Here is a 25324-nt window from a genome sequence, read left to right on the forward strand (position 1 = left end):
TTAAGGAGTTACTATGTATTCTGAAAGATTCTTCAATATTCGCGCCCGGAAAACCGTCCTTCGTTAGCGATCACGGCGCTGTCTCGTTTTGCCCCCTATTAACATGTCAGTGCATTGGCCCGGATGTGACTTTCCTGTTACAGATCGTCAGGACCATTTTCGATAGAAAATCATGATCGCAAAACTGGAAATGCTTATCGCGCTGGCACGGGAACGGCATTTCGGCCGCGCTGCCGAAAGCCTCGGCATCACGCAGCCCACGCTCTCGACCGGAATCCGGCAGCTCGAGGAGCAGCTCGGCGTCAAGCTGGTGAGCCGCGGCTCGCGCTTTGGCGGGCTGACGCCCGAGGGCCAGCGCGCGCTGATCCGGGCGCGGCAGATCGTCGGCGACACGCGGCGGCTGCGCGAGGAAATGCGCGCCTCGCGCGAGGGGCTGGCGGGGCATCTGCGGCTCGCGGTCATCCCCACGGCGCTGACCTGGGCCTCGCGGCTGGTCACCGGCTTTGCCGCACGGCACCCGAATGTGAGCTTCACCGTGCTGTCGCGCGCCTCCGCCGAGATCCTGTCGATGCTCGACGATCTCGAGATCGACGCAGGGATTTCCTATCTCGACAACGAACCGCTGGGCCGGGTGACCACGCGGCTGCTCTACCGCGAATCCTACACGCTGGTCTGCCGCCCCGATCATCCCTTCGCCGAGGGCGAGGCCATCGGCTGGGACGCGCTGGGGGATGCCCGGCTTTGCCTGCTGACGCCGGACATGCAGAACCGCCGCATCATCAACCGGCATTTCATGGAGGCGGGCGTGGGGCCCGCCGCGCTCATCGAATCGAACTCCACGGTGATGCTGGCCGCCAATGTTCTGCACGGCGACTGGGTCACGATCCTGCCCGACGATCTGGCGCGGTTTCTCTGCGAGGGCAAGCCGCTGGCGGTGGTGCCGCTGCGCGAGAGCGGCGCGGCGCCCTCCGTGGGGCTCATCGCGCCGCACCAAGAGCCTTATACCCCCGTGCTGCAAGCGCTTTTGAGCGAGGCGGAGGGGCTGACGGCGGAGAAAGATTGATTGAAGATCTCTATCGTTTGACGGAACAACGATATTGAATCAACAATCGCGGGTCTGGCACAAGGGGGCACATTTCTGGGAGAGAAGCCCGCATGCGCCACTCAAACCCCACGCCGGACGAGATCCGCGCCCTGATCGACGCCGAGCTGCACCGCGAAGGGCCGCTCCTGCCGATCCTGCACGCGATTCAGCACGCCTATGACCATGTGCCCGAGATGGCGCTGCCGCTGATTGCCGAGGCGCTCAACCTGACCCGCGCCGAGGTGCACGGGGTGATGTCCTTCTACCACGACTTCCGCAAGGCCCCCGCCGGGCGGCATGTGGTCAAGATCTGCCGGGCCGAGGCCTGCCAGTCGATGGGCGCCAATGCGCTCAGCCAGGCGGTTCTGGACAAGCTCGGGCTGGACTGGGGCGGCACCACGGCGGACGGGTCGGTGACGGTCGAGCCGGTCTATTGCCTGGGGCTCTGCGCCTGCGCACCGGCGGCGATGGTCGACGGCAAGCTGATCGGCCGGGCCGACGCGGCACGGCTGGCGGCGGAACTGGAGGGCGCGGCATGAAGATCTGGGTGCCCATGGACAGCGCCGCCAAGGCGCTGGGTTCGGATGAGGTCGCCGAGGCGATCCGTATCGAGGCCGAAAAACGCGGTGTGGAGGTCGAGCTTGTCCGCAACGGCACGCGCGGCATGATCTGGCTGGAACCGCTGGTCGAGGTGGAAACGCCCGAGGGCCGCATGGCCTTTGGCCCGATGAGCCCCGCCGATGTGCCGGCGCTTTTCGAGGAGACCCACCCCAAGGCGCTGGGGCTGACCGAAGAGCTCGACTGGATGAAGCGCCAGACGCGCCTCACCTTCGCCCGCTGCGGCGTGACCGACCCGCTGTCGCTGGCGGAGTATGAGGCCAATGGCGGTCTCGCCGGGCTGCGCCGGGCGCTCGACATGAGCGGCGAGCAGATCGTGGACGAGGTCAAGCTCTCGGGCCTGCGCGGACGTGGCGGCGCGGGCTTCCCGACGGGAATCAAGTGGGACACGGTGCGCATGGCGCATGCGGACCGCAAATACATCGTCTGCAACGCCGACGAGGGCGACAGCGGCACCTTTGCCGACCGCATGATCATCGAGGGCGATCCCTTCTGCCTCATCGAAGGCATGGCGATCGCCGGGATCGGCTGCGGCGCGGTGCAGGGCTATGTCTATCTGCGCTCGGAATACCCCGATGCCATCGCGGTGCTGACCCGCGCCATCGAAATCGCGCGCGAGGTGGGTGTACTGGGCGACAGCGTGCTGGGCTCCGGCAAGACGTTCGACATGGAGGTCCGCACCGGCGCGGGCGCCTATGTCTGCGGCGAGGAGACCTCGCTTTTGAACTCGCTCGAAGGCAAGCGCGGCGTGGTCCGCGCCAAGCCGCCGCTGCCCGCGCTGGAAGGCGCCTTTGGCAAGCCCACGGTGGTGAACAACGTGATCTCGCTGGCCACCGTGCCAGTGATTTTCGAAAAAGGCGCCGAGCACTACGCGCATTTCGGGCTGGGCCGCTCGAAAGGCACGATCCCGTTGCAGATCGCCGGCAATGTGCGCCATGGCGGGCTCTTCGAGACCGCCTTCGGCATGTCGCTGGGCCAGATCGTCGAGGATCTGGGCGGCGGCACCGCCTCGGGCCGCGCGGTCAAGGCGGTGCAGGTGGGCGGGCCGCTGGGCGCCTATCTGAGCCCGGATCAGTTCGACACGCCCTTCGGCTATGAGGAATTCGACGGCCAGGGCGCGCTGATCGGCCATGCCGGGCTCGTGGTCTTCGACGATACCGCCGACATGCTGGGCATGGCGCGGTTCGCCATGGAATTCTGCGCGGTGGAGAGCTGTGGCAAATGCACGCCCTGCCGGATTGGCGCGGTGCGCGGCGTCGAGACGCTGGACCGGATCGCGGCGGGTGACGCGGCGGCGATCCCGCTGCTGACCGATCTCTGCGAGACCATGAAGGACGGATCGCTCTGCGCGCTTGGCGGCTTCACGCCTTATCCGGTGATGTCCGCGCTGCGGCTTTTCCCGGAAGAGTTCGGCGCGGTGAAGGAAGCGGCGGAATGAGCGGCGCGGGGCCTGTGACGAGGGGTTTCGCCTCGCTGGCGCGAGGCGACCGTCCGGGGACTGCGTCCCCGGATCGGGTGCGTATTTGCAAAGAGAAGAAGCGGGAGGACCTGCGATGAAGGATTTCATCATTCCTTGGGACGACCGGGACATGGGAACGCCCGCGAAATCGGGCAAGCCGGTGCATCTGACCGTGGACGGCATCGCGGTGACGGTGCCTGCGGGCACCTCGGTGATGCGGGCGGCGGCAGAGGCCGGGGTGACGGTGCCGAAGCTTTGCGCCACCGACAGCCTGGACGCTTTCGGCTCCTGCCGGCTCTGCGTGGTCGAGATCGAGGGGCGGCGCGGCACGCCCGCCTCCTGCACCACGCCGGTGCATGAGGGGATGGTGGTGCACACGCAATCCCCGAAGGTGAAGAAGATCCGCAAGGGGGTGATGGAGCTTTACGTCTCCGACCACCCGCTGGACTGCCTGACCTGCGCCGCCAATGGCGATTGCGAATTGCAGGACATGGCCGGCATGGTCGGGCTGCGCGACGTGCGCTACACGCCCGGCGACAACCATTTCGACCCGTCGGGCAGCGGCGCGCGCTCGCAATCCGAGGCGCGGCTGCGGATGCCCGAGGGCGAGGCCAATCCGCGCTATACGCCCAAGGATGAGAGCAACCCGTATTTCACCTACGATCCCGGCAAATGCATCGTCTGCTCGCGCTGCGTGCGGGCCTGCGAGGAGGTGCAGGGCACTTTTGCGCTGACCATCGAAGGCCGAGGCTTTGAGAGCCGCGTGTCGGCGGGCGCGGCAGGCGATGATTTCCTGAGCTCCGACTGCGTGAGCTGCGGCGCCTGTGTGCAGGCCTGCCCCACCGCGACGCTTCAGGAAAAAAGCGTGGCCGAGCTCGGCACGCCCGACCGCGAGCTGGTGACCACCTGCGCCTATTGCGGCGTCGGCTGTTCCTTCAAGGCGGAGCTCAACGGCGACGAGCTGGTGCGCATGACGCCGTGGAAACACGGCAAGGCGAACCGGGGCCATAGCTGCGTCAAGGGCCGCTTTGCCTATGGCTATACCGAGCATCCCGACCGCATCCTCAACCCGATGATCCGCGAACGCATCGAGGATCCGTGGCGCGAGGTGAGCTGGGAGGAGGCGCTGTCCTTTGCGGCGGACCGTCTGAAAGCCATTCAGGAGAAACACGGGCGCAAGAGCGTCGGCGTGATCACCTCCAGCCGCTGCACCAACGAGGAAACCTATCTGGTGCAGAAGCTCACCCGCGCGGTGTTCATGAACAACAACACCGACACCTGCGCGCGGGTCTGCCATTCGCCCACCGGCTACGGGCTGGGGCAGACCTATGGCACCTCTGCCGGCACGCAGGATTTCGACTCGGTCGAGCAGGTGGATGTGGCGGTGGTGATCGGCGCCAACCCGACCGACGGCCACCCGGTCTTTGCCTCGCGGCTGAAGAAACGGCTACGTCAGGGCGCCAAGCTCATCGTCATCGACCCGCGCCGCATCGACCTGGTGAAATCGGCCCATATCGCGGCGGCGCATCACCTGCCGCTGACGCCGGGCACCAACGTCGCCGTGGTGACCGCGCTGGCGCATGTGATCGTGACCGAAAAGCTCTATGACGAGGCCTTCATCCGCGCGCGCTGCGACTGGGACGAGTTCATGGCCTATGCGGAGTTCGTCTCTGAAAAACGCCATGCGCCCGAGAGCACGGCGCTGCTCACCGGCGTGAACGCGCAGGAGCTGCGCGCGGCCGCGCGACTTTATGCGCAGGGCGGCAACGGGGCGATCTATTACGGGCTGGGTGTGACCGAGCATTCGCAGGGCTCGACCACGGTCATGGGGCTTGCCAACCTCGCCATGATGACCGGCAATATCGGTCGCGAGGGTGTGGGCGTGAACCCGCTGCGCGGGCAAAACAACGTGCAGGGCTCCTGCGACATGGGCTCCTTCCCCCATGAGCTGCCGGGCTACCGCCATGTGAAGCTGCCCGAGGTGCGCAAGGTCTTTGAAGACGCCTGGGGCGTGCCGATCGACCCGGAGCCGGGGCTGCGCATCCCGAACATGCTGGATGCCGCCGTGGACGGGACGTTCAGGGGGCTCTACTGCCAGGGTGAGGACATCCTGCAATCGGACCCGGACACCAAGCATGTGGCAGCGGGTCTGGCGGCGATGGACTGTGTCATCGTGCATGACCTCTTCCTGAACGAGACCGCGAACTACGCGCATGTCTTCCTGCCCGGCTCGTCCTTTCTGGAGAAGAACGGCACCTTCACCAATGCCGAGCGCCGCATCAACCGCGTGCGCAAGGTCATGGCGCCGAAGAACGGCTATGAGGACTGGGAAGTCACCCAGCTTCTCGCCAATGCCATGGGTGCCGGCTGGGCCTATACCCATCCCGAACAGATCATGGCCGAGATCGCGGCCACCACGCCGAGCTTTGCCGGCGTGACCTACGATCTGCTGGAGGAGAAGGGCTCGGTGCAGTGGCCCTGCAACGAAGAGCATCCCGAGGGCACGCCGCTCATGCATGTGGACGGGTTCGTGCGCGGCAAGGGGCGGTTCATCGTCACCGAATATGTGGCGACGGATGAAAAGACCGGCCCGCGCTTCCCGCTGCTGCTCACCACCGGGCGGATCCTGTCGCAGTACAACGTCGGCGCGCAGACACGGCGCACCGCGAACAGCGTCTGGCACGAGCAGGATCTGCTGGAGATCCACCCGCACGATGCCGAGAACCGCGGACTGAAAGAGGGCGACTGGGTGAAACTCGCCAGCCGCTCGGGCGAGACGACGCTGCGCGCCAAGATCACCGACCGGGTGTCGCCCGGCGTGGTCTATACCACCTTCCACCACCCGGACACGCAGGCCAATGTGGTCACCACCGATTTCTCGGACTGGGCCACAAACTGCCCGGAATACAAGGTGACGGCGGTGCAGGTCGCGCCCTCGAACGGGCCGTCCGACTGGCAGGAAGACTACGCTGCGCAGGCCGAGCGCGCGCGGCGCATCCTGCCGGCGGCGGAGTAAGCCATGGCGCCGCGCCAGAGCCACAGCCGCCCCGGCCTCGCCGTGCATCGCGAGGGCACGCGCTCTGTCGTGCGCTCGCTGCCCGAAGAGGTGCCGGTGGCGCTGGTCTTCGACGGCACCACGCAGGCCGTGATGATGGCGACCCCCGGCGACATCGCCGATTTCGCCTATGGCTTCGCGCTGAGCGAGGGCATCATCGCACATCCGCGCGAGGTGGCCGAGTTCGATGCGGTGACCCATCCGCAGGGCATCGAAGCGCGGTTCTGGCTGCATGAGGATCGCGGCGCCGCACTCAAGGAGCGGCAGCGCAGCCTGCTGGGGCCAACCGGCTGCGGGCTCTGCGGCATCGACTCGCTCGATCAGGCGCTGCGCGCCCTGCCGCCGCTGCCCGAAGGCGGGCCGAGCCTCACCCGTGCCGAGGTGGCGCGCGCGACCGACGCGCTGCGCGCCCACCAGCCGCTGCACGACCAGACCCGCGCAGTGCACGCGGCGGGGTTCCTGCGGCCCGGCAAGGGCATCGTTCTGGCGCGTGAGGATGTCGGGCGGCACAACGCGCTCGACAAGCTAATCGGCGCCATGGCGCGGCAGGATATGGACCCGGCCGAAGGCGCCTTTGTGCTGACCAGCCGGGTCTCGGTCGACATGGTGCAGAAAACCGTGCTGGCGCGCTGCCCGATCCTGATCGCCGTTTCGGCCCCCACCGCGCTGGCGCTGCGGATGGCCGAAGAGGCGGGGCTTACGCTTGCCGCCTTTGCCCGCTCCGGCGGGTTCGACCTTTACGCCGCGCCCGAGCGGATCGTCGATGGAGAGACGCATGTCGCCTGAAAAGATGGTCATGATGGCCAACCAGATCGCCACCTTCTTTGCCACCCAGCCCGGCGAGACCGGCGCCGAGGATGTGGCCGCGCATATCAACGATTTCTGGGAACCCCGGATGCGGGCGCAGTATCTCGATTACGTGGCGCAGGGCGGCGAGGGACTGCATCCGCTGGCCGCTGCTGCGGCGGCGCATATCCACGCGCCCTCCGAAAAAGCTTGATCCCGCGCAAGACAAGCGTCGCAAAAACGCTTTAGGGTTGCGGCCATGGAGGGAGATCCATGGCGGAAAGCGCCTATCGGGCGGAAGGTCTGACACGCACCTATGGCGAGGGCGCCTCGGCAGTGCATGCGCTGCGCGGGGTCGATCTCGATCTGCCCGCCGGTGAGATCGTAGTGTTGCTCGGCCCCTCGGGCAGCGGCAAATCCACTCTGCTCAACATCCTCGGCGGGCTCGACCGGCCCAGCACCGGGCGCGCCTGGTTCCGCGACCGCGAGCTGACCGCCATGACCGACCGGCAGCTCACCCGCTACCGGCGCGATCATCTGGGCTTCATCTTCCAGTTCTACAACCTCATGCCCTCGCTCACGGCGGAGGAGAATGTCGAGCTGGTGACCGAAATCGCCCGCGATCCAATGACCCCCGCCGAGGCGCTGGCGCTGGTGGGGCTTGAGGAGCGGCTGGGGCATTTCCCGAGCCAGATGTCGGGCGGCGAACAGCAGCGCGTGGCCATCGCCCGCGCGGTGGCCAAGAAACCGGATGTGCTGCTTTGCGACGAGCCCACCGGCGCGCTCGACAGCACCACCGGGCGTGAGGTTCTGGGGGTGCTCCAGCATCTCAACCAGACGCTGGGGACCACGGTTTTGATCGTCACCCACGCCGCCGCCACCGCCGCCATGGCCGACCGGGTGATCCGCTTTGCCGATGGCGCGATCCGGTCCGAGGAGCGCAACAGCCACAAGCTGCCCGCCGGGGAGATCGAGTGGTGAGCCCGCTCGACCGCAAACTCACCCGCGATCTGTGGCGGATGAAGGGTCAGGCGCTGGCGATTGCCGTGGTCATGGCGCTTGGCGTGATGATGCAGGTGATGATGTCGGGGCTGGTGACCTCGCTCGACGAAACCCGCCGCAGCTATTACGAGCGTTACCGGCTGGCCGATCTCGCCGCCTCGGTGGTGCGCGCGCCCGATCACCTCTTGCACCGGATCGCCGCGCTGCCGGGGGTGCAGGCGGTGGAGGGGCGGGTCAGCGGCGCGGCGCTCATCGACCTGCCCGACCGCGCGGTGCCGGTGCAGGCGCAGGCGCTCTCCCTGCCCTATGACGGCGATCCGGCGCTGAACGCGATCCGGCTGGAGGCGGGGCGGCTCTTCGAGCGCGGCAAACCCGAGGAGGCCGTGCTGCTCGACAGTTTCGCCGCCGCCCACGGGCTCCGCCCCGGCGATACGCTGAAGGCGACGATGAACGGCGCGCGGCACAGCTTCCGCATCACCGGGCTCGCCCGCGCGCCGGAATTCCTCTACAGCGCCGCCCCCGGCGAGGGCATTCCCGACGACGCGCGGTTCGGCGTGCTCTGGCTGTCGCCGGCGGCAATGGCGGCGGCCTTCGACATGGACGGCGCCTTTAACGAGTTGCTGATCGGGCTGGCGCGCGGCGCGGGCGCGCAGCCGGTGACGGATGCGGTGGACCGGGTGCTGGAACCTTACGGCTCCACCGGCGCCTATGGGCGCGAGGATATGTTCTCCAACCGCTTCGTGTCTGAGGAGATCGACGGGCTGCGCGACAGCGCCACCTCGATCCCGCCGATCTTCATGGCCGTCGCGGCCTTCCTGCTGAACATCGTGATCGCCCGCATGGTGCAGGCCGAGCGCGAAGAGATCGGGCTGCTCAAGGCCTTCGGTTACCGGTCGGGTGAGATCGGCGGGCATTACCTGAAACTGGTGCTGGCCATCGCCCTGCTGGGCGCGCTGATGGGCTGTCTTTTCGGTATCCTCGCGGGCCGGGCCATGGTGCAGCTCTACCTCAACTACTTCAAATTCCCCTTCCTCGTCTTCCGGCTCGACCCCGCTTCCTTCGCCATCGGCATCGCGGTCAGCGTGCTGGCGGCCACGGCGGGCGGCGCCATCGTGCTGCGGCGGATCTTCGCGCTCGACCCGGCGGAGGCGATGCGCCCGCCCGCCCCCGCCGATTATTCCCGCGCCGGGCGCTGGCGCGGGCTCACCCGCTGGCTCGACCAACCCAGCCGCATGGTGCTGCGCCGCTTCACCCGCACGCCGTTCCGCATGGCGGGCGCCATCGTCGGCATCACCTTCGGCATGGCCCTGTCGGTGGGGGTGATCACCATCCAGAGCGGCTTCAATTACGCCATCGCGTTGAATTTCGAGGTGATGGACCGCTCCGAGGCGTCGGTGAGCTTCACCCATGCGGTGTCCGACAAGGTGCTGTTCGAACTGGCCCGCCACCCCGGCATCGAGCGGGTGGAAGGGCGGCGCGACGTGGCGGTGATCCTCAGCAACGGGCGGCAGATCCATCGCGGCAGCATCACCGGCCTGCCGGAGAACCCGGTGCTGAACCGCGCGCTGACCCCGGATCTGGAGCCGATCCACATGCGCCGCGAAGGGCTTATTCTCAGCAGCGCGCTGGCCGCAAAGCTCAAGCTGGAAACCGGCCAGACCCTGCTCGCCGAGGTGCGCGAGGGGGCACAGCCGGTGCTGGAGCTGCCGGTGCTGGGGATCTCGGACACGGTGATGGGCGCGCCCGCCTATATGGAGCTGGAGGGCCTGAACCGCGCGCTTGGCGAACCCGGGCGCGTCACCGGCGCGGCGCTGCGGCTCGACGAGGCGCGGGCAGAAGAAATCTATGTCTGGCTGAAGGGGTTGCCCACGGTGGCGGGAGTCACGCTCAAACGCGAAAGCCGCGCGGCCTTTGAGCGGATGATGAATCAGGGCGCCGGCTGGACCCGGTTCATCATGTCGGCCATCGCCTTCGTCATCACCTTCGGCATCGTCTACAACGCCGCCCGCATCGCCCTGGCAGAACGGTCCCGCGATCTCGCCTCGCTGCGCGTCATCGGCTTTTCGCGCGGCGAGGCGGCCTATGTGCTGCTGGGCGAGCTGGGAGTGGTGACGCTGCTTGCCCTGCCCTTCGGCGCGGCGCTTGGCGCGGGGTTTGCGCATGTGCTGGCCGCCGCCTATTCCTCGGAACTCTACACGGTCCCGGTGATCTTCCAGCCTGCCACCTTTGGCAGCGCCGCGCTGGTGGTGCTTGCCGGGGCGGCGATTTCCGGGCTTCTGGTGAAACGCGATGTCGACCGGACCGATCTGGTCGCGGCGCTCAAGACACGGGATTGACGATATGGCAGACCCCCGCAACCGCACCCGCCTGCTTCTCTGGAGCCTCGCCGCGCTGCTGCTGGGCGGCGCGCTGGTCGTCGCCTTCTGGCCGCGCGCCACGCTGGTCGATCTGGGCACGGTCACCCGCGGCCCGCTCACCGTGACCATCGACGAAGAGGGCCGCACGCAGGTGCATGATGTCTATGTGGTCTCGACCCCCGTCGCGGGCCGCCTGCTGCGCGTGCGGGCGCTGGCGGGCGATACCGTCGCGCAAGGCGAAACGGTGGCGCATATGCGCCCGACCAACCCCGACGCCCTGGACATCCGCACCCGCGAACAGGCCTCGGCGGCGGTGGATGCGGCGCGCGCCGCGCTCAAGGTCGCCGAGGCGGAAGTCAATGTCGCCGCCGCCGATGCCGATCTGGCGCAATCGGAATACGAACGGAACCAGACCCTCGCCAAGCGCGGCACGGTCAGCGCGGCGACGCTCGACCGGTCGCGCTCCGAGACACGCGCCGCCGCCGCACGGCTGGAGACCGCCAAGGCGGCGGTGTCGATGCGCGAGGCGGAGCTGGCCAATGCCCGCGCGCAATTGATCAGTTTCGACGATCTGGGGCTGGCGGCGGCGGTGGCCGGCGATCATGCCTCCGACATCTCGCTGGTCGCGCCGGTGTCGGGACGGATCCTTCAGGTGCTGCAACAAAGCGAGACGATCCTCACCGCGGGCACCGCCGTGCTGGAAATCGGCGACATCGCGCATGATCTGGAAATCGAGGTGGACCTGATCTCGTCGGACGCCGTGCAGGTCCGGCTCGGCGACCGGGTGATGATCGACGATTGGGGCGGCGACAGCCTGCTGGACGGGGAAGTCGCCCGGATCGCCCCGCTGGGCGAAACGAAAGTGTCGGCGCTGGGGGTCGAGGAGCAGCGTGTCGGCGTCACCATCCGCTTTACCGGGCCCGTCGCAGAGCGCGCGGCGCTGGGGCATGGCTATCGCGTGGTGACCCGGATCGTGACCTGGGACGCCGAGGATACGCTGCGCATCCCGCAAAGCGCGCTGTTCCGCAGCGGCGACGGCTGGGCCGCGTTCCGCATGCAGGACGGGCGCGCCGTGCAGGTCCCGGTCGAGCTGGGTCCGGGCAACGGCACCATGGCGCAGGTGCTGTCCGGTCTGGCCGAGGGCGACAGTGTCGTGCTCTACCCGACCGCCGATTTGAGCGACGGCGCCCGCATCGCAACCCGCAGCGTGGAATAGAGCGATCGCTCAGAGCGCGGTGGGCCAGGTATCGGCGACACGATAGCCCTGCGGCCAGGGATCCTCGGGATCGAGCATCAATTGCCGGGTGCCGGTGATCCAGGCCCGTCCCGAAATCTCGGGGCGGATCGCGGGGCGGTCTGCCACGCGGGTCTCTTCGACGATCCGGCAGAGGAATTCCGAGCCGATGATCGACCGGCCGAGAAACGGCGCCCCGACGCCGATCTGGCCCTTCGCGTGCATCACCGCCAGACGCGCCGAAACCCCGGTGCCGCAGGGCGAGCGGTCGATCTTGCCGGGCCGGATCACCACAGCATTGGCGCCCACCGCCGGGCCGTCCCCGGTACTCACCGGCGCCGCGAACTGGCAGAACGAGATGTGATCCCAGCCGGCATTCTCGGGATGGCGAAACCCGATCTGCTCATTGGCCGCCGCCGTGATCCGGATGCCCAGATCGACGATGTCGCGCGCCTCGTCCGGCGCGATGGCAAAGCCAAGCGCCGCCGCATCCACGATGACAAAGCTGTCCCCGCCATAGGCCGTGTCGACGCGAAGCGTTCCCAGCCCTGCGACCTCGAGCGGCGCATCCAGCCGGTCGGCAAAGGAGGGCACGTTCCTGACGCGGATCCGTTCGGCCTTGCCATTGCGGCACTCCGCCTCGACCTCGATCACGCCGCCGGGCGGCTCCAGCACCAGCCGGGTGACCGGCTCGGTCATGGGAAGGATGCCGCTGTCGAGCAGCACCGTGGCAACGCAGATGGCATTCGAGCCCGACATCGGCGGCGTGTCGGCGGGCTCCATGACGATCCAGCCCATATCGGCGCGCGGATCCTTGGGCGGGACCAGCAGGTTCACATGCCGGAACACCCCGCCGCGCGGCTCGTTCAGCACGAAGTTGCGCAGCGTTTCATCGCTGGCGATGAAGCGGGATTGCTCCCAGATCGTCTCTCCCGGCGGCGGCGCCACGCCACCGACGATGACATCGCCGACCTCGCCCTCCGCATGGCAGCCCACCACATGGATGACCTTGCTGCTGCGCATCACAGATAGCCGTTGAGCATGTCGAGATCGGCCTGGCTCAGCGGCACGCCTTTCGCCGCCGACTCGGCCCGCAGGCGCTGGCGGCGGTCGCCGGGCAGGCGATCCTGCCCCGCGTCGCGCACCGTGTCCGAAAGCGCCGCAACGCGCTGCGCAAAGCCCAGATCCCCGCCCCGGTCCGGGTCCGCCACCAGCAGGAACTGTCCGGTCAGGGGGATCTTGGCGCCGGGATGCTGCGACCAGTCGACCTCGGTCGAAAAGGCGCCGCCGGTGAAGGCGGCCGAGAGGATCTCGATGGTCATCGCAATCGACGCGCCCTTGTGGCCGCCGAAGGGCAGCAGAGCCCCGCCGTTCAGGATCGCACCCGGGTCGTCGGTGGGCCGGCCCTCGGCATCGACGCCGGTGCCCGGCGCCAGCCGGTGCCCTTCGCGCGCCGCGATCTGCACATCGCCATGCGCCAGCGCGCTCGACGCCTGATCCCAGACATAGGGCGCCTGCCCCGCGCGCGGACAGGCAAAGGCCATCGGGTTGGTGCCGAACACCGGTGTCTTGCCGCCCGGCGGCACCACCACCGCCATGGAGTTGACCACGCTCAGCGCCACCAGCCCCTCTTCGGCGAAGGGTTCCACATCCGGCCAGAGCGCGCTGAAATGTTGCGAGTTGCGAATGGCGAGTACGGCCACGCCCTGCGCCTCGACGCGCGCGCGCAAGAGCGGCCGCGCCTCGTCCAGCGCAACCTGGGCAAAGCCGCCCTGCGCATCGACCCGGATCAGCGTGCCGCCATCGTCCTCGATCACCGGCAATGCCTGCGGGTTGCCCCAGCCGCTTTGCAGCGTCGAGACATAGGCCGGGATGCGGAACACCCCATGACTGAAGCCGCCGTCGCGCTGGCAGGTGGCGCAATTCGTCGCCAGAACCTGCGCGGTCCGCTCGGGCAGACCCTGGCCCAGAAAGATCCGCGTCAGCAGCGCCACCAGTTCGGCGAAGGGCATCCGCACCTCACTCATGCCGCCGCCCCCAGCTCGCGCGCGACCAGCGTCACCCAATAGCGCATGCCCGGCAGGATCGCGTCGTCGTTGAAGTTATAGGCCGGGTTGTGCAGCTCGGCGGACTCGCCGTTGCCGAACCAGACCATCGCCCCCGGGCGCTGTTCCAGCATGTAGGAGAAATCCTCCGATCCCATCTGCCGGTCGCAGGCTGTCTCGACCTGCGCCGCGCCGGCCACGGCCTGCGCGGCCTCGACCGCAAGCGCGGTCTTGCCCGGATCGTTCACCGTCACCGGATAGCCCGGCCGCCAGTCGAGCTCTGCCTCGCAGGAAAACTGCTCTGCGCCGGATTTGAGAATCCGCCGCAGATGCGCCTCGATGGCCTTGCGCGTCTCGTTGTTCATGGTGCGGATGGTGCCGCCGAAGACCGCGCTATCGGGGATCACGTTGAGCGCCCCCGCCGACCCCGCGTCGAGATAGGTGATCGAGACCACGACCTGGTCGAACGGGTCGGAAAAACGCGACACCAGCGTCTGGCAGGCGGCGATCAGATGGCTTGCCGCAACCACCGGGTCGATGGATTTGGTCGGCGCCGAGGCATGACCGCCCCGTCCCGACACCGTCACGACAAAGCGGTCGCCGCCGGCCAGAAGCGCCCCGGGACGCGTGGCAAAGGCCCCCACGGGCAGGCCGGGCTGGTTGTGCATGGCATAGACGCTTTCGATCCCGAAGCGTTCGAGCAGCCCTTCCTCGATCATCGCGCGCGCGCCGGCGCCGCCCTCTTCCGCCGGCTGGAAGATCAGCGCCACCGTGCCGGCGAAATCGCGGGTCGCGGCAAGGTGCTGCGCCGCGCCCAGCAGGGTCGCGGTATGGCCGTCGTGACCGCAGGCATGCATCATGCCCGGCACCTTGGACGCATAGGGCAGGTTGGTCTTTTCATCCATCGGCAGCGCGTCCATGTCGGCGCGCAGCCCGATCACCGGGCCGGCGCCCTTCGCCCCCCGGATCAGCCCGACAACCCCTGTCCCGGCAATGCCCGTCGCCACCTCGTCCACGCCAAACGCCCGGAGCTTCCCGGCCACGAAGGCAGAGGTCTTCGGCAGATCGTAGAGCAGTTCGGGCTGTTCGTGCAGCGCCCGCCGCCAGCCTGTGGCGTCCTGGGCGATGCGGGTGAGGTCGTCGGCGGCGGTCAAGCGATTTCTCCTGTGGTCTGCGCCCGGCGAAAGGGCGAAAGGTCCGGATCCGGGTCGGGCATCGCATCGAGCAACATGCGCGTATAGTCGTTCTGCGGGCTGTCGAAGATGCGTTCGACAGGCCCCTGTTCGACCAGCTTGCCCCGCCAGATCACCGCGACATCGTCGCAGACATAGCGGACGACGCCAAGGTCGTGGCTGATAAAGAAATAGGTCAGCCCCAGCTCGTCCTGCAAGCGATGCAGCAGGTTCAGCACATCCGCCTGAACCGACACGTCCAGCGCCGAGGTCGGCTCGTCGAGGATCAGGAATTCGGGCTTTGCCGCCAGGGCACGGGCGATCCCGATGCGCTGGCGCTGACCGCCGGAAAACTCGTGGGGATAGCGGAACAGATGTTCGGAGCGCAGCCCCACCTGGAGCAGCAGTTCGAGCACGCGCTCGGTGCGCTGGCGGGCGGAAAGCGGCATGGTGTCGGCATGGATCACCATCGGTTCCGCGATAATGTCATGGATCGTCATGCGCGGATCGAGCGAGGCGTAGGGATCCTGAAACACGATCTGCAAGCGCGAGCGCAGGCGCCGCATCGCCTGCGGCGGAAGCTGGTGAAGATCGGTGCCGTCGAACCAGATCTTGCCCGCGCTCAGCGTTTCGAGCCGCAGGATGCAGCGGGTGAGCGTGGTCTTGCCCGATCCGGATTCGCCCACCAGCCCAAAGCTCGCGCCCCGAGGGATCGACAGGCTCACGTCATCAAGCGCGCGAAACCCCTCGGCCCGGCCGAACAGCCCCTGGCGGGCGCCGGGAAACACCTTCGAAACGTTCTCGATCCGCAGAAAGCTCATTCCGCCGCCTCCATGTCGATGCCGCCGAGACCGCGCAGCTCTCCGCGTTTGGTATGGGCGCGCGGCACCGCATCGAGCAGAGCTTTGGTATAGGCGTGGGAGGGATGTTTCAGCACCGCGCGCACCGGCCCTTTCTCGAGGATGCGGCCCCGGAACATCACCGCGACATGGGTGCAGATCTGCGCCACCACCCCAAGGTTGTGGGTGATCAGCAGCACGCCGATGTCGCGCTCGTGCACCAGCGCGTGCATCAGCCGCAGGATCTGGGCCTGTACCGATACGTCGAGCGCGGTGGTCGGTTCGTCGGCGATCAGCAGATCGGGCTTGCCGATCATCGCCATGGCGATCAGCACCCGCTGCTTCATCCCGCCCGACAGCTCGTGCGGGTAGGAGCGGATACGCTCGGCGGGGTTGGTGATGCCCACATGGTCCAGCATCTCGACCGCGCGTGCCTTCGCCGCGGCCTTCAGCGCGCGCGCCGAGGCCCCGGGCGCGAGCCCGAGCACCGAAGGATCGGCGCGGCCGGCATGCAGCGCGACATCGACAAGCTGGGTGCCGACGCGGAACGCCGGATTGAGGTTGGTCGTCGGGTCCTGAAAGATCATCCCGATCCGCCGCCCGCGCAGCCGGCGCATGGCGGGCTCGTCCGCCTGCAACAGATCCTGCCCCTCGAAGCGGATGGCGCCCGAGGTATAACGCCCCGGCGGCGACGGGATCAGCCGCGAGACCGACAGGCCGGTCAGCGACTTGCCCGAGCCGGTCTCGCCCACCATGCCCCAGATCTCGCCGCGTTCGATGGTCAGGTCGATGCCGTGCAGGATCTGCGTCTCGCCCTCGAAGCTGGTCATCGCCAGGCCGAGATTCTCGATGTCGAGCAGTGCCATGATCCCCTCCCTACCGGCGCGCCTTGGGGTCGAGCACGTCGCGCAGCCCGTCGCCCAGCAGGTTGAAGGCCAGCACGGCCAGAAAGATCGCGGTGCCCGGCGCCACGGCGGTCCACCAGTAATCGGGCATATAGGCCCGCGCACCGGACAGCAGCGTGCCCCATTCGGGGGTCGGCGGCTTGACCCCGATGCCGACAAAGCCGAGCGACGCCACCGTGAGAATGGCAAAGCCCATGTCGAGCGAGGCTTTGACCACCAGCGGCGAAACGATGTTGGGCAGGATATGCAGCCCCAGGATGCGCGGCCAGCCGGCCCCCAACGCCACCGAGGCGACAACGAACTGCTCTTGCTTCTTCACCAGAACCTCGCCGCGCACGAGCCGGGCATAGGCCGGCCACCATGTCACGGTGATCGCGATGATCATGTTCCACACACCGGTGCCCAGCGCCGCCGCCACCGCCATGGCAAGGATCAGGCTCGGGATGGTCAGCAGCAGATCGGTGAACCGCATCAGGATCTCGTCGATCCAGCCGCCGAAATACCCCGCGATGGCGCCCACCAGCGTGCCGATGACGATTGCCAGCGCGATCACCACCATGGCCGAGAACAGCGAGACCCGTGCGCCCACCAGCACCAGCGAGAACACGTCCTGCCCCAGCTCGTTGGTGCCGAACCAGGCCGCAGCGGAAGGCGGCTGAAAGCGAAAGCCGGTATTGGTGGTGCCGGCCACATGATCGGGATGCGGCACGATCCAGGGCGCGATCACCGCAAGCACGATCAGCGTCACGACGATGGCCAGCCCGATGAGCGACAGCCAGCTCTGGCGGAAGCGATAGAAGGCGCGGGCCCAGTTTTCCGCCCGGGCGGAGCGGTCGCGTTTGGGAACCGCGGTGGTCTGGGTCAGATCGCTCATGAGTAGCGCACCTTGGGATTGAAGACGCCATAGAGCAGATCGACCAGCAGCATGGTCACGAGATAGATCATCGCGATGACCATGGTCACGCCGATCACCGGCATGAAATCCTGCGTCAGAATGGCCTGTGTCGCATAGAGCCCGAGGCCCGGCCAGTCGAACACGGTTTCGACCAGCACCGTGCCGCCCAGCAGCCACGAGACGTAAAGCCCGATGATGGTGAGTGTCGAGGTCATGGCGTTCTTGAGCACGTATTTGAACAGGATGAGCCGGCTCGACAGGCCGAGCGCGCGTTCGGTCAGCACATAATCCTGTTGCAGCACCTCGATGGTCGAGGCACGCATCATGCGCATGATCGTCGCCAGCGGCGACAGCGACATGGCAAAGGCCGGCATCGCCAGATGCGCAAGCGCAAGGCGAAGGCCCTCCCAGTCTCCGGAGAGCACCGCATCGACGGTATAGAACCCGGTGACATGCTCGGGCGGGAACCCGATCAGCGGAAAGCGCCCCGCCAGCGGCAGCCAGCCCAGCCAGGCCGCGAAACCCAGTTGCAGCAGCAGCCCGAGGAAAAAGCGCGGCATGGCGATGCCGCCCAGCGCCACGGTGCGGGTCACGTAATCCAGCACGCCGTTGCGGTAGACCGCGGTCAGCAGCCCCAGCGGGATGCCGAGGACGATGGCAATCACCAGCGCCGCGATGACCAGTTCCAGCGTCGCGGGCAGATAGGTCATGAGGTCTTCGAAGACCGGGCGGCGGGTAAAGACCGACTGTCCCCAGTCGCCTTGAACCAGACCGGTGAGATAGGTCCAGTATTGCATGGGCAACGACTGATCGAGCCCGAATTCCGCGCGCAGGCGTTCGATGAGTTCGGGCGTGGCATTGGGACCGGCGGCCAGCCCCACCGGATCGCCGGGCAGCAGCCGGGCGACCACGAAAAGCAGCAGCGACAACCCCAGAAGCATGGGCACCAGCATTGCCACGCGGCGGATAAAGTAGAAAAGCATGACCCCTCGCGGATGTCCCGGACGGCGGGCGCGGCAGATCCGCACCCGCCCCGATGTCTTAGCCGAGCGACAGCGGCCAGATCTCCATGGTGTTGGCAGAGACCGGGCAGAACTCGTAGCCTTCGACATTGTCGCGCATGGCGAACTTGCGCAACTCCATGACGCCGAACACATCCGGCGCGTCGTCGATCACCAGCTCCTGGAAGCTGCGATAAAGCGCCTTGCGCGCCTCCGGATCGACCTCGGACCGCGCCGCCTCGATCACCGCATCCACCTCGGGATTCGCATAGGTCGGGTTCTGCCACTGACCGTTGCGCGAGCTGTGATAGGCGGCAAAGGCGGTGTTGTCCGGGTCGCCGTAGTTGGGCGACTGGAAGATCGAGAAGAAATCGGTCGTGGTCTCGGGCGATTTCACCATCGCCACCACATCGGGCCAGACCATGGCGCGGATGTCCACCTCGATGTTCAGCGGCTTGAGCGATTCCAGCATGATCAGCGCCCAGCGACGCTGGTTCTCGTAGCCGGAGGCGTGGTGCATCGACAGCGTCAGCCCGCCCTCGGGATAGGCCGACTGCGCAAGATATTCCTTGGCCTTGTCCAGATCCTGCCGGTAGACGGGCAGATCGCCGGCATGGCCGAACATGCCCTGCGGCAGCGGGCCGTGCATCAGTTCGGCCGGGCCCGAGCTTTCCAGCATCGCCTGGTAGTTATAGGCATAGGACACCGCCTTGCGCAGATTCTTGTCCATCAGCGGCCCGTGCGCGGTGTTCATCTTGATGGTGAAGCTGCGGTAATCCGGCTCCATGATGCGCACCACATTGGGCGTGTCCTTGATCGCCTCCATATCCTCGGCGAACATGTCCAGCGCGATATGGATCTCGCCCCGGCCCAGCATCAGCCGCGCGGTCGAGCTTTCGCGCACGATCTTCCAGATCGCCGCATCCAGGTTGCCGCCCTGATGCCAGTCGTCCTCGACGCGCATCAGCTCGTAGCGGTCGCCGGGCAGCACCCGCCCCATCTTGAAGGCGCCGGACCCCGCGATGTTGCTCATCAGGTAGGACTGACCGTCGTCGCTGCCCAGATTGGCTTCGACCTCGGCGGCATTGACGACGAACATCCAGGGCAGCACCGAGAGCAGCGGCGCGAAGGGTTTGCGCAGCGTCATCACAACGGTGCCCTCGCCATCGGCAGCGACGCTCTCTTCGTCGAGAATCCCGCTGAGCATCCAGGCCGGACCCTGCTTGAGCCGCAGCAGGCGGGCGAAGCTGTAGGCCACATCCCTGGCGGTGACCGGGGTGCCGTCGTGGAATTTCGCGGCAGGGTCCAGCTCGAAGGTGTAGGTCAGCCCGTCTTCGGACTGCGCCCAGCTTTTCGCCAGACCCGGCGTCGGGGTCGGCGGCGTGCCCACGACGCGCACGAGCGGATCATAGGTATTGCGGAACAGCCATTGCGGCGCATAGCCGGTGGCGGTGTGCGGGTCGAAATTCGGGATGTCCACGGTGCTTGCAAGCACGAGGATGTTCCGCCCGGCGGCGCGCACGGGCATCGGCAGCGCACCGCCGAAGGCCGCCGCCGCGAGGCCGCCCTGAAGGAATTGCCGCTTGTTCAGTTTCAACATGTTGGTCTCCCTTGCTGGATCTTTGTGGTTTTTATTCTGGGCCCGGGCCCGCCCTTGCAGACAGGCCCGGGGAAACGGATCAACGGTCCATGACGTCGGTCAGCGCCTCCTCTGCGGCGGCACCGACGCGCCGCTCGGACAGGCGATAGACCTCCTCGGCGGCCTCGGCGCTGATGTAATCCTCGGCCAGATCGCGCTCGACCGCCGCGACGGGGCGCTCCAGCGGATCGCCGAACCCCGATCCGCCGCCGAGCTGCAACTCGACCACACGGTCGGCGCGGTCGATCACGAACAGCCCGCCGGACCCGCAATCCTCGACGACCGTCCCGTCCGGATCGCAGAGATAGCCATGCGCCATAAGGCCCGGCTGGCCGCCAAAGAGACCAGTGATGGGAGCGTTCACCCCTTCGGGCGACACGAAAACGGTCACGGGGGAACCGTCGTCATATCGCTTGGCCAGCCGGATTCTTGCGCCCAGCCCGCCGCGATGCGCTCCCGCACCGCCGCTGTCGCGGACAAAGGCTTTTTCATGCACCACCACGGGCGAACGGCTTTCCAGAAGCTCGACCGAAGAGGTCGCCGCCGAGGTGGGCCAGAGCAACGAGGACTTGCCGTCCTGCGCCTGGCTTGCGCCCTGCCCGCCGCCCGAGAGCAGGTGATCGTAGAACAGCGCCCCATCGGAGGTCTTGCCGTAGACGGTCATCAGGCTGGGCAGGCCGGTATGAGCGATCACCTTGTCCGGCGCCGCATCCGACAGCGCCCGGAACAGGTTCGGCGAGGTATACCAGCCGGTCCGCGTGCGCAGGCTGACCGGCGCGGGCTTGTTGCAGTTCAGAACCGACCCCTGCGGCGCCTTCACCGTGAAGGGCCGGAAGCAGCCCGCATTGCCGCGCACCCCGGGGGTGAGCATGCATTTCAGCGGATAGGTCGAATGCGCCGTGGTGTAGGACATGGTGCAGTTGATGCCGCCCAACGGCACCTCCGCCGGCGCGCCTTCGAAGTCGATCTCGCAGGCGTCGCCGTCGATGGTCACCGCAACGGGAACATCCATCGTGGTGCCGAGCGGGTTGTAGCTGACCATCGCCTCGTAGCGCCCGTCGGGCAGCGCCGAGATCGCATCGCGCATGGCCTTTTCCGAACGGCTCTGGATCACCCCGGCGAGCGCGGTCAGATCCGGCAGCCCGTATTCGTCGAGGAACCCCTCGAGCCGCTTCGCCCCGGTGGCATTCGCCGCGATGAGAGAGCGGATGTCGCCCAGCACCTGCTGCGAGTCGCGGATGTTCTCGCCCATGATGCGGAACAGATCCTCGTTCTCGATACCCGCCCGCACCAGCTTCATCGGCGGGATCTGCAACCCTTCCTCGTAAAGCTCGGTCGCCTTCATGCCGTTGCGCGTGCCGCCGATGTCGCCCACATGACCAACGGTGCCCATCAACGCGACCACCCGACCCTGCTTGAACACCGGAGTGATCACCGCCACATCGAAGAGATGCCCGGCGCAGAGCCAGGGGTCGTTGCAGACCAGCACATCGCCCGGTTGCAGCGTGTCGGCGGGGTAGCGTTCGAGGATCGCCTTCGCCACCAGCGGCAGCGTGAGGTTGAAGACCGGCATCACCCGCGCCGAATGCGCGAGGTTGTCGCCATTGGCATCGAGGATCGAACAGCCGAAATCCTGGCTTTCCGAGATGATCAGAGAATAGGCCGTGCGGCAGACGGTCTGCCACATCTCCTCGGCCACCGTCACCAGACGCGACCACATGATTTCCAGCGAAATCGGGTCGGCCTCGATCTGGGCCATCGCCTGCGCCTGCGGCGTGTCCGGAGCAATGGCCGTCCGGGCCTTGGCAGCCGCGCCGATGGTGATGCAGATATTGCCGGCGCCGTCGATGAACACCTCGTCGCCCGGCGGCACGATGGTGGTGGATTCCGGCTCTTCGATGATCGCCGGCCCCTCGAAGCGGTCGCCGCCGCGCAGCGCCTTGCGGTCATAGATCCGCGTTTCCACGAACCCCTCGTCGAAATAGGCCTGCCGGGTGCCTTTCAGCGCCGGCCCTGCCGCCCCGTCGCTGCCCGCCTGCGCAATCGTCGGCTCGGGCACCGGGCCACTGACCCGCACGCGGAAGGACAGGATTTCCAGCTCGGCCTCGCCCGGAACCTGCGTGTAGCGCGCCTCGTAAACCTCTTCGAACGCCTTGCGGATCGCGTCGTAGCCGCCGCTTTGCGGCACCGGCACGGTGATTTCGTGCACCTGGCCGATCAGCCGCATGTCGGCGCTGCGCTCGACGGTGATGTCTTCGGGCGCCACGCCCGAGGCGACGAGCCGCGCGCAGCCATCGGCGACCAGCTCCTCGAACCCGGCATCGCTCGCCAGATCCTGCACTTCCTGCGACACCGCCATGGGACGCGACTGCACCAGATCGAAAGACAGCGGCGCGGTCAGGAAGCCGAAGGCCGAGGCGGCACCGCTGGCCTGCGGGATGATGACCTCGCGGATGCCGAGAATCCGCGCCACACGGGCGGCAAAGGCCGGACCGGCGCCGCCGAAACCGATCATCGCGTAGCCGCGCGGGTCCTTGCCCTTTTCCACCAGATGGATGCGCGTCGCCGAGGCCATGTTCTCGCCCACGACCTGATGAATGCCCCAGGCCGCCTCGACCGAGCTGAGGCCCAGCGGTCGGGCCAGCGCATCGAGGGCGGTCTCCGCCGCCTCCAGATCGAGCGTCATGCGCCCGCCGAGGAAGAACCCCGGATCGTAATAGCCAAGCGCCACCGAGGCGTCGGTCACCGTCGCATCGGTGCCGCCCTTGCCATAGCAGGCCGGGCCCGGGCTTGCCCCTGCCGAGCGCGGCCCCACTTGCAGGAGCCCCACCTTGTCGATCGAGGCGATGGAACCGCCACCGGCACCGATCTCGATCATGTCCACCACCGGCGCCTTGATCGGCAGACCCGAACCGGCCCGGAAGCGCGCCACGCGGCCCGCTTCGAGATAGGACGCGATATGCGCCATGCCGTTCTCGATGAGACAGGTCTTGGCGGTGGTGCCGCCCATATCGAAGGCGATGACATTCTCATGCCCGGCCTTCTTGCCGAACCAGGCGGTGGCGAGCGCCCCGCCGGCCGGGCCGGATTCCAGCAGCCGGATCGGGAAGGCGCGCGCCTCATCGACCGACACCAGCCCGCCCGCGGAATGCATCAGCCGGAAGGCCCCGTGAAAGCCCTTCTCGGCCAGTGCGGCCTGAAGTTTCGCCAGGTATTGCGCCATCAGCGGCTGCACATAGGCATTGGCGCAGGTCGTCACGAACCGCTGATATTCGGAGATTTCGGCAACGACCTCGGACGAGATCGACACCGCGATCCCGGGGTGACGCTCGGCGATGATCTCACGGACCCGCCGCTCATGCGCATTGTTGCGATAGGCGTGCATCAGGCAGACCGCGATGGCCTCGACACCATCCGCCGCCAGCTTGTCGGCCATGGCGGCGACACCGGCCTCGTCGAGCGGCGCGATCACATCGCCATCGGCGCCCATCCGTTCGGCGATCTCGAGACGGCGCGCGCGCGGCACCAGCGGCTCGGGAAAGGTGAGCGTCAGGTCGTAGATGTCATAGCGCTGCTCGGTCCCGATCTCGATCACATCGCGGAACCCCTGCGTGGTGATCATCCCCAGCCGGGCGCCCTTGCGCTCGATCACCGCGTTGGTGACCAGTGTCGTGCCATGCACGATCTCGTCCAGATCGGAAATGCCGATCCCGGCCATCTGCATCAGGTCGTCCAGCCCGCCAAGCGCCCCGCTCGACGGATCTTCGGGCGTGGTCAGCCGCTTGTGCAGACGGATCTCTGCCGCCCCTTCATCAAGCAGGATGAAATCGGTAAACGTGCCGCCGATGTCGATCCCGGCCCTGTACCCTTTGCGCTGAGCGCTCATCGGTTCCCTTCCTTTATCCCGGCACAGAGCGACCGCTCGCGTCCGGAGCATCCGGCGCGCCCTTGCCCGCGCACGCTGTCAGGCGTGCGGCATTGCGGTCTGTCCCAAAGGGCGACCCGCCTGCCCCACGGGCCGGCCTGCCGCTCTGTCCTGTTCGCGTCTCGCGGTGCCGAAGAGGGCACCTGCAAGACCGGAGGCTAGGAGAGGGGAAAAACCTTGTCGAGTAAAAAGTTCCATAATTGACATTAGGTTCCAATAGTGGAACAAATATAGTGTCTCGCCGATGAATTCTCAGGCGTTCGCCTTTAAGGAGATTGTTGCCCCCATGAGTTCCCTAGACGATGCCATCGCCGTTCTCGGCTGTTTTTCTCTAAAGGAATCAGAGCTTTCACAGGCCGAGATCACTCGCCGGCTCGGGCGCCCCAAGGCCACGATGTCGCGCGTCATGCGCACGATGCGCGACGGCTCACTGCTCTATTACGATCCCAAAACGCGGCTCTATTCCCCCGGCGTCCGGCTTTTCGAACTGGGGCAGATCTTTCGCGCGCGGCGCAATTTCCTCGATCTGCTTCAGAAACGGTTGCAGGTCGCCTGCGAAGTCGGCGGTCACTCGGCCTATATCACCACCTTCGACGGGCCGGACCTCGTGGTCATCCAGATGATTCGCGGCACGAGTCCGGTGGCGATCTCGTCGACGCCGGGGTTCCGCGTGCCGGCGCATTGCAATTCCAACGGCCGCGCGATGCTGGCCCTGCTGCCCGACGAGGAATGGCGCGCACGGGTGCCCGAACCGATGAGCTATGTCTCTCCCAAGACCCCGGCGGACCACGCCGCCCTGCAAGTGGTGATCGACGAGATCCGCCGCACCGGCATCTCGAGTTCTTCGGACGAGCTGCACGAAGGCGTGTCCTCTCAGGGAATCGCCCTGCGCGACCCGGACACCGGCGAGGTTCTGGGCGTTGCGCTCTCCTACCCGACCGCCATGCGCACGGATGCCCTGCGCACCCAGCTCAGCACGCTGCTGAACGACGTGAAACGCGATCTGGAACGTGCGGTGGGGCTGCCGAACCTCTGACCGAACCCCAACCAAGGCGGCGCTTGCACCCCGCTCCCCGCGGGCGACGAAGCGGCGTCTTGAGGAAAGATCCGGAAGTTCGAAAAACTTTTACAAAGCGCCGGATGCCCCCTTGCAGTTCCCGGTCAGGCGCTATACCTACCCCCTCACTGGCGCGGGGTGGAGCAGCCCGGTAGCTCGTCAGGCTCATAACCTGAAGGTCGCAGGTTCAAATCCTGCCCCCGCAACCATCTTTACTTGCGAAGACCCCGCCCCCGAGGCGGGGTTTTTCG

At 67.2% G+C, this 25324-nt stretch carries 19 protein-coding genes and 1 tRNA gene; 11 read left to right on the forward strand and 9 right to left on the reverse strand.

What is annotated here, in order from left to right:
• Positions 1-172 precede the first annotated feature (172 nt).
• The 9 genes from M4578_RS10085 to M4578_RS10125 all read left to right on the forward strand — a co-directional run bounded on the left by M4578_RS10085 (position 173) and on the right by M4578_RS10125 (position 11577).
• On the forward strand, positions 173-1063 hold the full coding sequence (locus M4578_RS10085; RefSeq protein WP_258093332.1) for a LysR family transcriptional regulator: 891 nt from the start codon (positions 173-175) through the stop codon (positions 1061-1063).
• A 92-nt stretch (positions 1064-1155) separates the two neighbouring features.
• On the forward strand, positions 1156-1623 hold the full coding sequence (locus M4578_RS10090; protein WP_258093333.1) for a formate dehydrogenase subunit gamma: 468 nt from the start codon (positions 1156-1158) through the stop codon (positions 1621-1623).
• On the forward strand, positions 1620-3140 hold the full coding sequence (locus tag M4578_RS10095) for a formate dehydrogenase beta subunit (RefSeq protein ID WP_258093334.1): 1521 nt from the start codon (positions 1620-1622) through the stop codon (positions 3138-3140). The genes M4578_RS10090 and M4578_RS10095 overlap by 4 nt, the downstream gene beginning before the upstream one ends.
• A gap of 115 nt (positions 3141-3255) precedes the next feature.
• Positions 3256-6177: a formate dehydrogenase subunit alpha gene (fdhF, locus tag M4578_RS10100; RefSeq protein ID WP_258093335.1), complete on the forward strand. Its 2922-nt coding sequence runs from the start codon at positions 3256-3258 to the stop codon at positions 6175-6177.
• A 3-nt stretch (positions 6178-6180) separates the two neighbouring features.
• Positions 6181-7002, forward strand: a complete 822-nt coding sequence (fdhD, locus tag M4578_RS10105; protein WP_258093336.1) for a formate dehydrogenase accessory sulfurtransferase FdhD — start codon at positions 6181-6183, stop codon at positions 7000-7002.
• Positions 6992-7216: a formate dehydrogenase subunit delta gene (locus M4578_RS10110; protein WP_076701224.1), complete on the forward strand. Its 225-nt coding sequence runs from the start codon at positions 6992-6994 to the stop codon at positions 7214-7216. The genes fdhD and M4578_RS10110 overlap by 11 nt, the downstream gene beginning before the upstream one ends.
• Before the next feature lie 59 nt (positions 7217-7275).
• The gene (locus M4578_RS10115; RefSeq protein ID WP_258093337.1) at positions 7276-7983 is read left to right on the forward strand and encodes an ABC transporter ATP-binding protein; all 708 of its coding nucleotides are present in this window, start codon (positions 7276-7278) and stop codon (positions 7981-7983) included.
• Positions 7980-10340, forward strand: coding sequence for an ABC transporter permease (locus M4578_RS10120; protein ID WP_258093338.1), 2361 nt, complete (start codon positions 7980-7982; stop codon positions 10338-10340). The genes M4578_RS10115 and M4578_RS10120 overlap by 4 nt, the downstream gene beginning before the upstream one ends.
• Positions 10341-10344: 4 nt before the next feature.
• On the forward strand, positions 10345-11577 hold the full coding sequence (locus M4578_RS10125) for an efflux RND transporter periplasmic adaptor subunit (RefSeq protein ID WP_258093339.1): 1233 nt from the start codon (positions 10345-10347) through the stop codon (positions 11575-11577).
• A 9-nt stretch (positions 11578-11586) separates the two neighbouring features.
• Here the strand turns inward: M4578_RS10125 and M4578_RS10130 are convergent, their stop codons facing one another.
• From M4578_RS10130 to M4578_RS10170, 9 genes are all read right to left on the reverse strand, one after another.
• Positions 11587-12618: a trans-3-hydroxy-L-proline dehydratase gene (locus M4578_RS10130; RefSeq protein ID WP_258093340.1), complete on the reverse strand. Its 1032-nt coding sequence runs from the start codon at positions 12616-12618 to the stop codon at positions 11587-11589.
• Positions 12618-13622 (reverse strand): Ldh family oxidoreductase, encoded by a 1005-nt coding sequence (locus tag M4578_RS10135; protein WP_258093341.1) that lies wholly within the window; start codon positions 13620-13622, stop codon positions 12618-12620. The genes M4578_RS10130 and M4578_RS10135 overlap by 1 nt, the downstream gene beginning before the upstream one ends.
• The gene (locus M4578_RS10140) at positions 13619-14794 is read right to left on the reverse strand and encodes a M20 aminoacylase family protein (RefSeq protein WP_258093342.1); all 1176 of its coding nucleotides are present in this window, start codon (positions 14792-14794) and stop codon (positions 13619-13621) included. Before M4578_RS10140 ends, M4578_RS10135 begins: the two co-directional genes overlap by 4 nt.
• On the reverse strand, positions 14791-15633 hold the full coding sequence (locus M4578_RS10145; protein WP_258093343.1) for an ABC transporter ATP-binding protein: 843 nt from the start codon (positions 15631-15633) through the stop codon (positions 14791-14793). The genes M4578_RS10140 and M4578_RS10145 overlap by 4 nt, the downstream gene beginning before the upstream one ends.
• Positions 15630-16517: an ABC transporter ATP-binding protein gene (locus M4578_RS10150; protein ID WP_258093344.1), complete on the reverse strand. Its 888-nt coding sequence runs from the start codon at positions 16515-16517 to the stop codon at positions 15630-15632. The genes M4578_RS10145 and M4578_RS10150 overlap by 4 nt, the downstream gene beginning before the upstream one ends.
• A gap of 10 nt (positions 16518-16527) precedes the next feature.
• Entirely contained in the window at positions 16528-17430 is a 903-nt protein-coding gene (locus tag M4578_RS10155; RefSeq protein ID WP_258093345.1) for an ABC transporter permease, read from the reverse strand.
• Entirely contained in the window at positions 17427-18434 is a 1008-nt protein-coding gene (locus tag M4578_RS10160) for an ABC transporter permease (protein WP_258093346.1), read from the reverse strand. Before M4578_RS10160 ends, M4578_RS10155 begins: the two co-directional genes overlap by 4 nt.
• Positions 18435-18492: 58 nt before the next feature.
• Positions 18493-20052 carry an ABC transporter substrate-binding protein gene (locus tag M4578_RS10165; RefSeq protein WP_258093347.1) on the reverse strand — a complete coding sequence of 520 codons (1560 nt, stop codon included), beginning with the start codon at positions 20050-20052 and terminating at the stop codon, positions 18493-18495.
• Positions 20053-20131: 79 nt separating this feature from the next.
• Positions 20132-23977 (reverse strand): hydantoinase B/oxoprolinase family protein, encoded by a 3846-nt coding sequence (locus M4578_RS10170; protein WP_258093348.1) that lies wholly within the window; start codon positions 23975-23977, stop codon positions 20132-20134.
• A gap of 325 nt (positions 23978-24302) precedes the next feature.
• On the opposite strand from M4578_RS10170, the gene M4578_RS10175 reads away from it, so the two are divergent.
• Together M4578_RS10175 and M4578_RS10180 are read left to right on the forward strand one after the other, a co-directional pair.
• Entirely contained in the window at positions 24303-25052 is a 750-nt protein-coding gene (locus M4578_RS10175) for an IclR family transcriptional regulator (protein WP_258093349.1), read from the forward strand.
• A 153-nt stretch (positions 25053-25205) separates the two neighbouring features.
• A tRNA-Met gene (locus tag M4578_RS10180) sits at positions 25206-25282 on the forward strand.
• Positions 25283-25324: the final 42 nt, after the last annotated feature.

The sequence above is a fragment of the Salipiger pentaromativorans genome (genome assembly GCF_024721115.1).
In the GTDB taxonomy this organism is placed as follows: domain Bacteria; phylum Pseudomonadota; class Alphaproteobacteria; order Rhodobacterales; family Rhodobacteraceae; genus Salipiger; species Salipiger pentaromativorans.

Excerpts from the sequence above, each read along its gene's own strand:
- M4578_RS10165 (WP_258093347.1), bottom strand. The coding sequence starts at position 20,052 with ATGTTGAAACTGAACAAGCGGCAATTCCTTCAGGGCGGCCTCGCGGCG.
- M4578_RS10170 (WP_258093348.1), bottom strand. The coding sequence starts at position 23,977 with ATGAGCGCTCAGCGCAAAGGGTACAGGGCCGGGATCGACATCGGCGGC.
- fdhD (WP_258093336.1), top strand. The coding sequence starts at position 6,181 with ATGGCGCCGCGCCAGAGCCACAGCCGCCCCGGCCTCGCCGTGCATCGC.
- M4578_RS10150 (WP_258093344.1), bottom strand. The coding sequence starts at position 16,517 with ATGGCACTGCTCGACATCGAGAATCTCGGCCTGGCGATGACCAGCTTC.
- M4578_RS10090 (WP_258093333.1), top strand. The coding sequence starts at position 1,156 with ATGCGCCACTCAAACCCCACGCCGGACGAGATCCGCGCCCTGATCGAC.
- M4578_RS10175 (WP_258093349.1), top strand. The coding sequence starts at position 24,303 with ATGAGTTCCCTAGACGATGCCATCGCCGTTCTCGGCTGTTTTTCTCTA.
- M4578_RS10130 (WP_258093340.1), bottom strand. The coding sequence starts at position 12,618 with ATGCGCAGCAGCAAGGTCATCCATGTGGTGGGCTGCCATGCGGAGGGC.
- M4578_RS10085 (WP_258093332.1), top strand. The coding sequence starts at position 173 with ATGATCGCAAAACTGGAAATGCTTATCGCGCTGGCACGGGAACGGCAT.
- M4578_RS10135 (WP_258093341.1), bottom strand. The coding sequence starts at position 13,622 with ATGAGTGAGGTGCGGATGCCCTTCGCCGAACTGGTGGCGCTGCTGACG.
- M4578_RS10125 (WP_258093339.1), top strand. The coding sequence starts at position 10,345 with ATGGCAGACCCCCGCAACCGCACCCGCCTGCTTCTCTGGAGCCTCGCC.
- M4578_RS10095 (WP_258093334.1), top strand. The coding sequence starts at position 1,620 with ATGAAGATCTGGGTGCCCATGGACAGCGCCGCCAAGGCGCTGGGTTCG.
- M4578_RS10115 (WP_258093337.1), top strand. The coding sequence starts at position 7,276 with ATGGCGGAAAGCGCCTATCGGGCGGAAGGTCTGACACGCACCTATGGC.
- M4578_RS10110 (WP_076701224.1), top strand. The coding sequence starts at position 6,992 with ATGTCGCCTGAAAAGATGGTCATGATGGCCAACCAGATCGCCACCTTC.
- M4578_RS10155 (WP_258093345.1), bottom strand. The coding sequence starts at position 17,430 with ATGAGCGATCTGACCCAGACCACCGCGGTTCCCAAACGCGACCGCTCC.
- M4578_RS10145 (WP_258093343.1), bottom strand. The coding sequence starts at position 15,633 with ATGAGCTTTCTGCGGATCGAGAACGTTTCGAAGGTGTTTCCCGGCGCC.
- M4578_RS10160 (WP_258093346.1), bottom strand. The coding sequence starts at position 18,434 with ATGCTTTTCTACTTTATCCGCCGCGTGGCAATGCTGGTGCCCATGCTT.
- fdhF (WP_258093335.1), top strand. The coding sequence starts at position 3,256 with ATGAAGGATTTCATCATTCCTTGGGACGACCGGGACATGGGAACGCCC.